The organism is Streptomyces sp. UNOC14_S4, from assembly GCF_020740835.1.
Taxonomy (GTDB): Bacteria; Actinomycetota; Actinomycetes; order Streptomycetales; family Streptomycetaceae; genus Streptomyces.
This window is the reverse complement of sequence record NZ_JAINFC010000034.1, coordinates 1-11,966: the sequence shown is the minus strand read 5'-3', so window position 1 is coordinate 11,966 and position 11,966 is coordinate 1. Positions and strand designations below refer to the sequence as shown.

The 11,966-nt window shown below is 72.6% G+C and carries 9 protein-coding genes; 7 read left to right on the top strand and 2 right to left on the bottom strand.

Annotated elements, in window-relative coordinates:
* Positions 1 to 139 precede the first annotated feature (139 nt).
* Positions 140 to 1,150, bottom strand: coding sequence for an ABC transporter permease (locus K6I34_RS05415; protein ID WP_374230817.1), 1,011 nt, complete (start codon positions 1,148 to 1,150; stop codon positions 140 to 142).
* Positions 1,151 to 1,352: 202 nt separating this feature from the next.
* On the bottom strand, positions 1,353 to 3,473 hold the full coding sequence (locus K6I34_RS05410; RefSeq protein WP_229322916.1) for a S9 family peptidase: 2,121 nt from the start codon (positions 3,471 to 3,473) through the stop codon (positions 1,353 to 1,355).
* A 204-nt stretch (positions 3,474 to 3,677) separates the two neighbouring features.
* On the opposite strand from K6I34_RS05410, the gene K6I34_RS05405 reads away from it, so the two are divergent.
* The 7 genes from K6I34_RS05405 to K6I34_RS05375 all read left to right on the top strand — a co-directional run.
* A complete protein-coding gene (locus K6I34_RS05405; RefSeq protein ID WP_121799707.1) occupies positions 3,678 to 3,872 on the top strand; it encodes a hypothetical protein in 195 nt (64 codons plus the stop codon).
* 222 nt (positions 3,873 to 4,094) lie between these two features.
* Complete coding sequence (gene mshB, locus K6I34_RS05400) at positions 4,095 to 4,997, top strand: N-acetyl-1-D-myo-inositol-2-amino-2-deoxy-alpha-D-glucopyranoside deacetylase (protein ID WP_229322915.1); 903 nt, start codon at positions 4,095 to 4,097, stop codon at positions 4,995 to 4,997.
* A gap of 5 nt (positions 4,998 to 5,002) precedes the next feature.
* Entirely contained in the window at positions 5,003 to 5,383 is a 381-nt protein-coding gene (locus tag K6I34_RS05395; RefSeq protein WP_229322927.1) for a DUF6113 family protein, read from the top strand.
* 412 nt (positions 5,384 to 5,795) lie between these two features.
* Complete coding sequence (locus K6I34_RS05390) at positions 5,796 to 8,858, top strand: hypothetical protein (protein ID WP_308293964.1); 3,063 nt, start codon at positions 5,796 to 5,798, stop codon at positions 8,856 to 8,858.
* 164 nt (positions 8,859 to 9,022) lie between these two features.
* Positions 9,023 to 9,976 (top strand): ABC transporter ATP-binding protein, encoded by a 954-nt coding sequence (locus K6I34_RS05385; protein ID WP_229322913.1) that lies wholly within the window; start codon positions 9,023 to 9,025, stop codon positions 9,974 to 9,976.
* Positions 9,973 to 10,716 (top strand): ABC transporter permease, encoded by a 744-nt coding sequence (locus K6I34_RS05380; RefSeq protein ID WP_229322912.1) that lies wholly within the window; start codon positions 9,973 to 9,975, stop codon positions 10,714 to 10,716. Before K6I34_RS05385 ends, K6I34_RS05380 begins: the two co-directional genes overlap by 4 nt.
* 103 nt (positions 10,717 to 10,819) lie before the next feature.
* The coding region (locus tag K6I34_RS05375) for a sensor histidine kinase (protein WP_229322911.1) at positions 10,820 to 11,966 on the top strand (1,147 nt) is incomplete at its 3' end.

Here is an 11,966-nt window from a genome sequence, read left to right as displayed (position 1 = left end):
ACGGGTTCGGTGAGGTCGGCGGGGTCGGCGGAGTCGGTGGGTTCAACGGGGTCAGCGGGTTCATGGGGCGGTGCACCTGCCTGTTCGTCGATGGCTGCGGTGACTGCGGTTGCTGCGATGCACTGGTGGGGCGTGCGCGTCAGCGGCCGGTCCTGGGGTCGAAGGCGTCCCGGACCGAGTCCCCGAGCAGGTTGAAGGCGACGACGAAGACGATCATCGCGATGCCGGGGAAGAAGATGTAGGTGATGTCGCTCTCGTAGTAATGGGCGCCGTTGGCGAACATCCGGCCCCAGTCGGGGGTGGGCTCCACGATGCCGACGCCGATGAAGGAGAGCCCCGCCTCGATGGTGACGATCGTCGGCAGCATCAGCGTCGACTGCACCAGGATCGGGGTCCACAGGTTCGGCAGCAGCTCCTTGGTGATGATCCGCCAGGGCGAGGCCCCGGTGACCTTCGCCGCCTCCACGAACTCCCGCTCGCGCAGGCTCAGCACCTGCCCGCGCAGCAGCCGCGCCAGGCCCATCCAGCCCAGCACCCACAGCACGAGGATCAGGGTGAGCGCCCGCAGATAGGTGGGTGTCTCCTTTTCCGGGCTGACGAAAAGGGAGTAGACGACCGGGGTGAAGGCGATGAAGGACAGCTGCGCGGGAAAGGCCAGCAGCAGATCGATGAACCGCCCGAGCAGATAGTCGGTCCTGCCGCCCAGATAACCGGCGGTCACCCCGATGAGCACCCCCGTGACCACGCACAGCACGGTGGCCGCCGCCGCGATGAGCAGCGAGGTCCGGATGCCGTAGACGAGCTGGGTGAGCACGTCCCGCCCGAGGGTTGGTTCGATACCGAACCAGAAGCGGCCGGAAATACCGCCGTTGGGCTTCACGGGATAGCCGAACTCGTTCAGCAGGCCCTGTTCGTCGAGGCCGTACGTCGCCGTCGGGCTCTTGCCGTAGAGCTTCGAGATCAGCGGGGCGGCCACCGCGACGAGAAAGAAGAACAGGACGACATAGGCGGAGACCACCCCCGCCCGGTCGCGTTTGAAGCGCCGCCACATCAGCTGCCCTGGCGACCGGCCCTCGGGTGCCGTCGCCGTTCCGGGCGGCCCGGGCAGCGCGTCGTTCGCATTCACAGGAGGAAGGGAAGGACTCGCCATCGTCTGAATCCCCCGCACAGTAGTCCGGTAGGCCCCTCGCCGACGTGGAGCGCGCGGTGGGTTGAGCGGACTCTGGCAATGGATTCGCGGCCCGGTCAAGGGTGCTGCGGCAACCGGTGCCCGGGCCTGCCGGAAAGCCGCAGGTCGTGTCCTTTCTGCAACACGGCTTCGCGGCTTCGCCGGCAAACGCCGGGCGCGGCCGTCACATCCCCAGGGACCGCTTCAGGAAGTCGACCTGGAGCAGGAGCAGGTTCTCCGCCACCTGCTCCTGCGGCGTCATGTGGGTCACCCCGGAGAGCGGGAGCACCTCGTGCGGGCGGCCCGCCGCGAGGAGTGCGGAGGACAGGCGCAGGGTGTGCGCCGCCACCACGTTGTCGTCCGCGAGGCCGTGGATGATCATCAGTGGCCGCGTCCGCTCCGCTGCCCCGCTCAGGCCCTCGTCCGTGACGAGGGAGTTGCGGGCGTAGACCTCCGGCCGCTCGTCCGGGTGCCCGAGGTAGCGCTCGGTGTAGTGCGTGTCGTACAGCCGCCAGTCGGTCACCGGGGCGCCCGCGATGCCCGCGTGGAAGACGTCCGGGCGGCGCAGCACGGCCAGCGCGGCGAGGTAGCCGCCGTAGGACCAGCCGCGGATGCCGACCCTGCCGAGGTCGAGCGGATGGTGCTCGGCCAGGGCCTGGAGCGCCTCGACCTGGTCGTCCAGCGTCGCGCCCGCGAAGTCGTCGCGGACGGCCTTCTCCCAGTCGGGCGAGTGGTGCGGGGTGCCCCGGCCGTCCGCGACCACCACGGCGAAGCCCTGGTCGGCGAACCACTGCGAGGTGAGGTGGGAGTTGTGCGCGGCCACCACGCGCTGCCCGTGCGGGCCGCCGTAGGGGTCCATGAGCACCGGGAGCGGACCGTCGCGCTCCGCGTCGTACCCCGTCGGCAGCAGGACGGCGCACGGGATGCGGCGCGCGCCCGCCTCCGTGAGCCGTGCGCGGGAGGCCAGGACGGGCGCTTCCGCGTACGAGGCGACGGTGGCCGTCCGTACGCCGTCCCGTACCACCCGGACCGTCGCCCCGCTGTGCTCCAGGGACGCGGACAGCAGGACGGTGACCGCCCCGGACCGTACGGCCGAGTGCCAGCCCGCCCCCTCCGAGAGGCGCTCGACGCCGCCCTCGTGGACGCGGTAGACATGGGCCTCGCCGGTCTCCGGAGCCTTGGCGTCCGGCCCGGCGGAGGCGGAGACGAGCAGGTCGTCGGCGGTGACGTCGAGTACGGCGCGGACGTGCAACTCCGGCCCGGTCAGCGCCCGGCCGTCCACCGTCAGGGCCCGTACGCCGCCCTCGTCCCCGATCCGTACGAGCCTGCCGTCCGGGGTCCAGGCGGGTACGCCAGGGAACAGATCCAGCCACTTTGCGTCCTCGTCCGTGTGCAGGACGCGGGTCGCGCCGGTCGTCGTATCCACCGTCAGGTACACCTGGCTCCGCTGGTCGCGGGACTGCGCGAGCAACAGCGGAGGGTGCCCCTCCGACCAGTGGACCTGGGCCAGGTAGGGGTGCCGTTCGCGGTCCCACTCGACGTCCGTGCGGGAGCCGTCCAGACCCAGCAGATGCAGGGTGACCAGCGCGTTCGGAGTGCCCGCCGCCGGGTAGGCCACCTCGGCAGGCTCCCGGTCCGGGTTGGCGGGGTCGGCGATCCACCAGCGCCGCACGGGCGTGTCGTCCACCCGCGCGACCAGCAGCGACCCGCCGTCCGGCGCCCACCAGAAGCCGCGTGTCCGGTCCATCTCCTCCGCCGCGATGAACTCCGCGAGACCCCAGGTCACCCCCGGGCCGTCGGGCTCCGCCAGGGCGCGGTCCCCGCTGCCGTCCGCCTCGACGACCCGCAGCGCGCCGTCCGCCGCGTAGGCGATCCTGCGGCCGTCGGGCGACGGCCGCGGATCCGCGACAGGGCCGGGAACGTCCAGCTCACGGGCGGTGCCGCTGCGCAGCTCCGCGATGAACAGCCGCCCGGACAGGGTGAAGGAGGCCAACTCCACCGCCGTGTCCACGGCGTAGGCCACGACCCCCGCCGCCCCCTCGCGGCTGCGCTCGCGCCGGGCCCGCTCCTCCGCGGACAACTCCTCCCGCGCGCCGCCCAGAAGGACGGCCGGGTCGGCCGCCGGGTGCTCCCGTCCCGTCGCGGGGTCCAGCACCCACAGGACGTTGGCGCGGTCGGTGCCGGTGCGGGAGCGCAGGAACACGACGCGCGAGCCGTCCGGTGACACGCTGAAGGACCGCGGCGCGCCGAGCGAAAAACGCTGTGTCCGCGCGTACTGACGTGGGAACGAGAGGTCTTCGGTCATGGCGTGAGCCTAGGCGTTGCAGGGCCGGACCCACCTCGGGGCGGCGGGATCTCGCCGTGCGCCCCGAATTTGCTCCTGTGCACCGAGTGAGGTTCGCGCACCGGAAAGTTATGATCACTGACGCATAGTTGGTATGTCTCGGGTGGCATCCGCATGTCGCCTGCCTGTCGTCGTCCGACCGCGCGTTCATGGAGGTGAACCGCTGTGGCACTCTCGATTTCGGCGGTGGTGCTGCTGGCGATCGTCGTCTTCCTGCTGGTCCGGAAGTCCGGGCTGAAGGCGGGCCACGCCGCGGTCTGCGTGCTGCTGGGGTTCTACCTCTCGAGCTCGTCGATCGCTCCGACGCTCAACCAGCTGACGAAGAGCGCCACCGACGTGATCAGCAACATCAAGTTCTGAGCGTTTCGACATTTCGTAGGGCTCGCAGGACTCGTGGGGCTTGTGGAACTTATGGGACTCATGGGATTCATAGGACTCTCTTCGCCGGGGTTCCCGGCGGGTGTCCCCGGTGGGGGCCCCGGCGGAGCTCCTGAAGGTCCCGGGGCGCCCGAGGGCGCCACGGGCGCCGGCGGCCGCACGGTCGGGCGCCCGCCGGGCCCGTCGGACTCGTAGGCTGTTCCCATGACCGACAGCTCCTCCCTGCCGGGCCGCCGGCTGCTCCTGGTGCACGCGCACCCGGACGACGAATCGATCAACAACGGCGCGACCATGGCCAAGTACGCGGCCGAAGGGGCCCATGTCACCCTCGTGACCTGCACCCTCGGTGAGGAGGGCGAGGTCATCCCGGAGGCGCTCGCGCACCTCGCCGCCGACCGGGACGACGCCCTCGGGCCGTACCGCGCCGGCGAGCTCGCCGCCGCCATGCGGGAGCTGGGCGTCAGCGACCACCGCCTCCTCGGCGGCGCCGGGCGCTACCGCGACTCCGGCATGATGGGCGCCCCGCAGAACGACCGCCCCCACAGCTTCTGGCAGGCCGACGTGGACGAGGCCGCCGCGTCCCTCGTGGAGGTGATTCGCGAGGTGCGGCCCCAGGTGCTCGTCACCTACGACCCCGACGGCGGCTACGGCCACCCCGACCACATCCAGGCCCACCGCGTCGCCATGCGCGCCGTCGAGCTCGCCGGTGAGCGGGCCTTCCGCCGCGACCTGGGCGAGCCGTACGAGGTGGCCAAGGTCTACTGGAACTGTCTGCCCCTCTCCGAGGTCGAGGCGGGCTTCGCGCGCCTGCGCGAGCGGGGCATCGACAAGCCCTTCCCGGGCATCGCCGCCCCGTCCGACGTGCCCGGCGTGGTCGACGACGCCGAGGTGACCGCCGCCGTCGACGGCTCCGCGTACGCGGAGCGGAAGGCGGCCGCGATGCGTGCCCACGCCACCCAGATCGCCGTGGACGGCCCCTTCTTCGCGCTCTCCAACGACCTCGGGCAGCCTCTCTTCATCACCGAGTACTACAAGCTCGTCCGGGGCGAGGCCGAGGCCGGGCGCGAGGACGACCTCTTCGCGGGCGTTCCGGAGGGGGACGCGTGACCGGCATGGCATCCCCGCCCAACCTGGGGCGTATGGGCGGATATCTCGGACTCTTCCTCCTTGGGGCGCTGGCCGGGCTCGCGGGCGCGCTCGTGCAAGGCGGCTGGTTCCCCGGCGGGTTGGCGCTGGCGCTCCTCGCCATCGCCGGGCTCTGCTGGGGCGGCGTCGTCCTCACGCGCACCAGAGGGGGCGGGATCGCGCCGGGCGCGGGCTGGCTCGTCGCGGTGCTGCTGCTCACCACGAGCAGGCCGGAGGGGGACTTCCTGTTCAGCGCGGGGCTCGGCTCGTACGCCTTCATGCTGGGCGGGATGGTGGTGGCTGTGATGTGCGCCACCCTCCCGAAACTGCCGCAACCGGGCGGGCCTTCAGTCCGACTTGGCAAGTGACGTGATGAATTCCGCCTAGCCCGCCCCTCGCTCCCCGAGGGCTTCCACCGGCCTTGACCAGCACAGACCGGCACAGTCCGGTGCAGACCGGCCCAGCCTCGGCTTTTGCCCGGCTCGGCCCTGGTGGGGCAGGGGGTGGGCCGGGGTGCTGTCGGATGCCCGGCCGCCGGGTATCCGGCAGCCGTCAAGTGCGTGTCCGCGGTGCCCAGTATGGTGGTGCGCGCCGCCGAGCCGCCCGATACGAGGTCATGACGGGCGGCGGAGCTAACCGGGAGAACCTGCTTTGAGCCGTGAATCTGACAGTTCGTCCTCCGGGCCCCAGGGGCGCGGTGGCGCCACCGCCTACCCGTCGGGGACCCCGCCGTACGGAACCCGCCACGCGTCCTCGGACGGTGGCGGTGAAGGGCCTGCCGTGACGCCGAAGCCGGACGAGCCCACCAGGACCGAGACCACGCTGACGACGCGGATCCGCATCAACATCCCGGGTTCGCGGCCCATTCCGCCGGTCATCATGCGCACGCCCGTCGCCGACGAGGCCGCCCCCGGCGACAGCGCCGCGGGCGCTCCGGGTGCGCTGGGCGCTCCGGCTGCTCCGGGCGCCGTCACCGGCGTCCCCGGCGCCCCTGGCGCACCCGGTGCTCCGCGCGCCGGTGGCCCCGCGGGCGCGGGCAAGCCCGCCCTGCCGCGCCGCTCCGAGGCGTCCGCCGCCGTGCGCGCCCAGCAGACGGAGCAGCAGAACGAGCGCCCGGCGGAGAAGGAGAAGACGAGCGACTGGTTCGCGCCGCGCAAGTCGTCCACTCCGACGCCGCCTCCCGCCCGCGGTGCTCTGCACGGCGGCACCGCCCCGTTCCCGGGTGTCGGCGCCTCCGACGGTGCTCCCGCCGGTTTCGCCGGTGCTTCCGCTCCCGCTCCTGCTCCGGCTTCCGGTGGCGTCCCCGGTCCGGTCGGCGCGCCTGCTCCTGGCCCGCAGGACCCCTCTGTCACGGGTGCCACGCCGTTCCCCACGGACCCCCTGGGCGCCACGAGCGCGAACCCGTTGCTCCAGAGCCCGCCGCCGGTCGCCGCCCCGGTCGACGACTGGCCCATGGACACCTCGGCCTCCTCGGCCCCTTCGGCTCCTTCGACCCCTTCTGCTACGGGCGCCACGCCCTGGCAGAACGGCGGCCAGGCGGCTCCGGCCGCCCCGGTCGACGACTGGCCGGGCGGTGCCTCCACTTCCACCACCGGCGCGACCCCCTGGCAGGGCAACGGCCAGGCGGCCCCGGCCGCGCCGGTCGACGACTGGCCCGGTGCCTCCCCGTCCACCACGGCCGCCACGCCCTGGCAGGGCGACACGACGACGGGCCGCGCCGCGCGCCGCTCCGGCGGCGACGACTGGCCGGGCGGTGCCTCGACGACGGGCGCGACGCAGCAGCCGTCCGTGCCCGGTTTCGCCGACCCGTCGGCCACGGCTGCGATGCCGCAGGTGTCGATGCCGGGTGCCACGGCTCCTGTTGACGACTGGCCGGGTGTTTCGCCGTCCACGACGGGTGCGATGCCGCAGCCGCAGGCTCCTGTTGACGACTGGCCGGGGGCTTCCCCGTCCGTGACCGGGACCATGCAGCAGCCGTCCGTGCCCGGTTTCGCCGATCCCTCGGCCACGGCCGCGATGCCGCAGGTGTCGATGCCGGGTGCTGGGGCTCCCGTTGACGACTGGCCCGGGGCTTCGCCGTCCACGACGGCCGCGATGCCGCAGCCGCAGGCCCCCGGTGCCACGGCTCCTGTCGACGACTGGCCGGGCGCCTTCCCGTCCTCGTCCCCGTCCACTGCCACGGGTGCCACACCGTGGAACGGCGGCGGTGCCATGGGCACTCCGGGCGCTGTCGGCAACCAGGGCGTGCAGGGCGTGGAGTCCACGCAGCAGTTCCCCGCGCCCGCCATGGGACAGGGTGCCGCCGCGCCGTTCGCCGCGGCCGCGCCGCCCGTCGGTGCGCAGCAGGCCGCCCCGCAGGCCCCCGCGGCCCCCAAGAAGAAGCAGAAGCAGCAGCGGAAGCAGCAGGGCGGCCCCCAGGGCGGCAACGGCGCCCAGGGTGCTCCCCAGGGTGGCCCTCAGGGCGGTCCCCAGGGTGGCAAGAAGGGCGGCGGTCCCAAGGTGCCCGCGCCCTCGCCCGCGGGCCGGGCCGCGGCGGGCGAGACGCTCGTCAGCGGTGTGCCCGTCGTGCCGCCGCCCGGGGGGCAGAAGGGCGCCGTCGACAGCGGCGCGCCCCGCGTGGCCGTGCCCAAGCCGAAGGTGCCCGGCGCGCCTGGCGTGCCCGGTCCGGGTGCCGCGTCCGGCGTGCCCGCCCCCGGCGGCAAGTCCGCGGTGCCGCCGCCGCCTGGTGGTAAGGGCGTTGTGCCGCCGCCGCCTGGTGGTAAGGGCGTTGTGCCGCCGCCCGGCGGTAAGGGTGTCGTTCCCCCGCCGCCCGGTGGTAAGGGTGTCGTGCCGCCGCCCCCGGCGAAGAGCTCCCCGGCCAAGGGCGCCCCGGCCAAGGGCAAGGGCAAGCCCAAGAAGAAGGGCCGCTCCAAGCTGGTCCTGGCCGGTGGCGGGATCATCGGCCTCGTCGCCGTCGCGTACGGCGCCGGGCTGCTGCTCGACCACGCGGACGTGCCCAACGGCACCACGGTGCTGGGCGTGGCCATCGGCGGCAGCTCCAAGGAGCAGGCCGTGCAGAAGCTCGACCACGCCCTCGGCGACCGCGCGACCGCGCCGCTGAAGGTGTCGGTCGGCGGCAAGCAGGCGGAGCTCAAGCCCGAGGTCGCCGGTCTGTCCATCGACACGCAGGCCACGGTGCGCTCCGCGTCCGGCCGGGACTACAACCCGATGACGGTCATCGGCTCGCTCGTCGGCGGCAAGCGCACAGCGGAGCCCGTGATCGGCACCGACGAGGAGAAGATCGCGGACGCGCTGAAGCGGGTCTCGGGCGAGACGGGCGCGGCCAAGGACGGCACGATCAAGTTCGAGCCGGGCAAGGCCGTGCCGGTCTACGGCCAGCCCTACCAGGGCCTGGACACGGACAAGGCCGTCTCGATGGTCGCCAAGGCGTACCGCGACCGCGCCGCCACCGGCCAGGACGCGGTGGTCGAGCTGCCGACGAGCAACCAGCAGCCCAAGATCGACAAGGCCGAGGTCGACCGGATGATGGAGAGCTTCGCGAAGCCCGCCATGTCCGGCAACGTCACCGTGCAGACCGATGCCGCGCACAGCATCCCGCTCGGCGCCAACTCCCTGCCGAAGATCCTTTCGGTCAAGGAGGTGAGCGGCAAGCTCGTCGACACCTACAACCTCGAAGAGATCAAGCAGCTGGTCCTCCCCACCTTCGCCGGGGTCAAGGTCCAGCGCGGTGACGGCAGCAAGACGGACGTCATGCCGCAGGACGTCGTGGTTGCCCTGCGCAAGGCCCTGGTGGGCAAGACGCCCGCCGAGCGGGTCGGCGTGATCACGCTCAACGGCAACTGACGGCGGCCGCCGGCCGTCCGCGCGAGAGCCCCTGTGCCCCACCGGGCGCGGGGGCTCTCGCGCGTTCCGCGGCGTCGTCATGGGCGGGCCCATGACATCTGTCATCCCGACCACACGACGACCGACACTGCCGACCCGGCCGATGAGCTGGGAATATCGTCTGTATGACCACTACAGCGAGCACGTTCACGGGGGAAGGGCGCCGCACCGGCGCCCCCGTGGTCAGCTTTGAGCATGTCAGCAAGAGCTACGGCGCGGTGAAGGCCGTCGCCGATCTGGACCTCCAGCTGTACCCGGGCGAGACGGTGGCCCTCCTGGGCCCCAACGGCGCGGGCAAGTCCTCCACCCTCGACCTCCTGCTGGGGCTGCGCAGCCCCGACGCGGGCCGGGTCGAGCTCTTCGGCACGACCCCGCAGCGGGCCATCGAGCAGGGCAAGGTCGGCGCGGTGCTGCAGAGCGGCGGCCTCATGGAGGAGGTGAAGGTCCGTGAGCTGGTGAAGCTCGCCTGCGACCTGCACCCCCGGGCCTACCCCGTCGAGCAGGTGCTGGAGCAGGCGGGCCTGACCGAGATCGCCGACCGCATGGTCAACAAGCTCTCCGGCGGCCAGGAGCAGCGGGTGCGCTTCGCCCTCGCGACGGCCGGCGCCAACGAGCTGATCGTGCTGGACGAGCCGACCACCGGCATGGACGTCACCGCCCGCCAGACCTTCTGGACCACCATGCGGGACCAGGCACGCCAGGGCCGCGCGATCCTCTTCGCGACGCACTACCTGGAGGAGGCCGACGCGATCGCCGACCGGGTGATCGTGCTGCACCGCGGGCGCGTGCTCGCCGACGGCTCCGCCGCCGAGATCAAGGCCCGGGCGGGCGCCCGGCGCATCGTCTTCGACCTGGACGGGCACATCGGCGAGGGCGCGCTGCGCGAGCTGCCGTTCCTGGCCAACCTGGAGATATCCGGCCGTACCGTGCGCATCCAGTCGCACGACGCGGACGCGACCGTCCACGCCCTCTACGGGCTCGGTCTCTACCCGCGCAACCTCGAGGTCGCGGGCCTCGGCCTGGAGCAGGCCTTCATCGCCATCACCGACGCCGCGACCGCCGAGGAGGCGGCCCGATGAACACTCTGATCAAGCTCGAAGTCGCTCGCACCCTGCGCAACAAGAAGTTCATGTTCTTCTCGGTGCTCTACCCGGCGGCCCTCTACCTGCTGATCGCGGGTGGCGCCAGCGAGACCGAACTCGTCAAGGGCACGCACCTGACGCTGCCGTTGCTGATGATGGTCTCCATGGCCTCCTTCGGCGCGATCACCGCCGTCCTCGTCGGCCAGAGCGAGCGCATCGCCAAGGAGCGCGAGAAGGGCTGGGTGCGCCAGCTGCGCCTCACCGCGCTGCCGGGGCGCGGCTATGTGACGGCGAAGGTCGCCTCGGCCGCCGTCGTGTCGCTGCCGTCGATCGTGGTCGTCTTCGTGGTCGCCGCGGCCGTCAAGCACGTGCGGTTCGACGCGGCCTGGCAGTGGGTCGCACTGACGTTCGCGATCTGGGCGGGCAGCATCGTCTTCGCGGCCCTCGGCGTGGCCATCGGCTACCTCGCCACCGGTGACGCCGTGCGCCCCATCACGATGATCATCTACTTCGGTCTGTCGGCACTGGGCGGCCTGTGGTTCCCGACCGCCTCCTTCCCCAGCTGGGTGCAGAAGATCATCGAGTGGGTCCCCACCCACGCGTACGCGGCCCTCGGCCAGGCCATCGAGCAGGGCAATGCCCCGCACCTGAAGGACGTGTCGATCCTGGTCGGCTACCTGGTGATCTTCGCGGGTGCGGCGGCCTGGCTGTACCGCAGGGACACTCAGAAGGCGTGACGCGCAAGGGGGGCGCGTCGGAAGGCCGGCCGGAAGGCCGGCCAGGAAGCCGGTCGGGATGCCGGTCGGGAGCCGGGAAGAGCCGCGTGACGGAAGGGCAGGGATGAGCGTGCGGGTACGCCTCCGCGAGTTTTGGAACGCGGCTCTCACGGCCGACGACGAGCCGGTGGAAGCCTCGGCCACGGTGGGGGAGAGCCCCGACAACCGCAGGCAGGTGCTGATCAAGCTGTCCTGGATCGGGATCTGGTTCGCCTATCTGGCGGCCCCGGCCCAGGACATCCTGGGCAGCAAGCACTCGACCACCGGGGACGTACTCGGCGGCCTCGGCCTGCTGGCCTTCGTGGGCATCTACCTCGCCCTCGTGTTCAGGAACACCTCACGGCCGCTGGAGCGGGTGCAGGTGCTGCCCACGCTGGTCGTGCTGCTGGTGATGGCGATCGTGCTGTCGCTGGCGCTCGGCGCCCCGTGGCTCGTCCTCTTCGTCTACGTGTGCGTCGGCTGCGGGGCGACCCTCCCGCACAGGGCCGCGCGCGTCGCGATCGGAACGGTCATCTGCGCGCTGGTCGTGGTGGGGCTCACCACCTCGGGCAACGGCAACGACTTCCTGCCGGCCCTCGTCATCCCGGCACTGCTCGGCGGGTTCGCCATGGTCGGGGTGCGCCACATGGCCCGTACGACCAGGGCGCTGCAGGAGGCCCGGGCCACCGTCGCCCACCTCGCCGCCAACGAGGAGCGACTGCGCCTCGCCCGCGACCTGCACGACCTGCTGGGGCATTCGCTGTCGCTCATCACGCTCAAGAGCGAGCTGGCGGGACGGATGCTGCCCGACAAGCCCGAGCAGGCCGCGCAACAGGTCGCGGACATCGAGCGGGTCAGCAGGCAGGCGCTGGTGGACGTCCGCGAGGCGGTGAGCGGCTTCCGCCGTCCCACCCTGGACGCCGAGGTCGCCGGGGCGCGTACGGCGCTGGCGGCCGCGGGCATCACCGTGACCATCGACGTCATCCCCGTCGACCACCCGGACCTCGCGCCCGACGAGGAGGGCGCGCTGGCCTGGGCGCTGCGCGAGGCCGTGACCAACGTGGTGCGGCACAGCGGGGCGCGCCGCTGCGAGGTCGCTCTGACGGAGCAGGGCGACGAGCTGTGCCTCACGGTCACCGACGACGGGCAGGGCCCGGGCGGGGGGCACGGCACCGGCCTGACCGGCCTCACGGAGCGGCTCGCCCTCGCGGGCGGCCGACTGGAGACGGGGG

Coding starts and splice junctions, on each gene's coding strand:
- K6I34_RS05410 (WP_229322916.1), bottom strand. CDS start 3,473: ATGACCGAAGACCTCTCGTTCCCACGTCAGTACGCGCGGACACAGCGT.
- K6I34_RS05395 (WP_229322927.1), top strand. CDS start 5,003: ATGGCATCCCCGCCCAACCTGGGGCGTATGGGCGGATATCTCGGACTC.
- K6I34_RS05385 (WP_229322913.1), top strand. CDS start 9,023: ATGACCACTACAGCGAGCACGTTCACGGGGGAAGGGCGCCGCACCGGC.
- K6I34_RS05415 (WP_374230817.1), bottom strand. CDS start 1,150: ATGGCGAGTCCTTCCCTTCCTCCTGTGAATGCGAACGACGCGCTGCCC.
- mshB (WP_229322915.1), top strand. CDS start 4,095: ATGACCGACAGCTCCTCCCTGCCGGGCCGCCGGCTGCTCCTGGTGCAC.
- K6I34_RS05380 (WP_229322912.1), top strand. CDS start 9,973: ATGAACACTCTGATCAAGCTCGAAGTCGCTCGCACCCTGCGCAACAAG.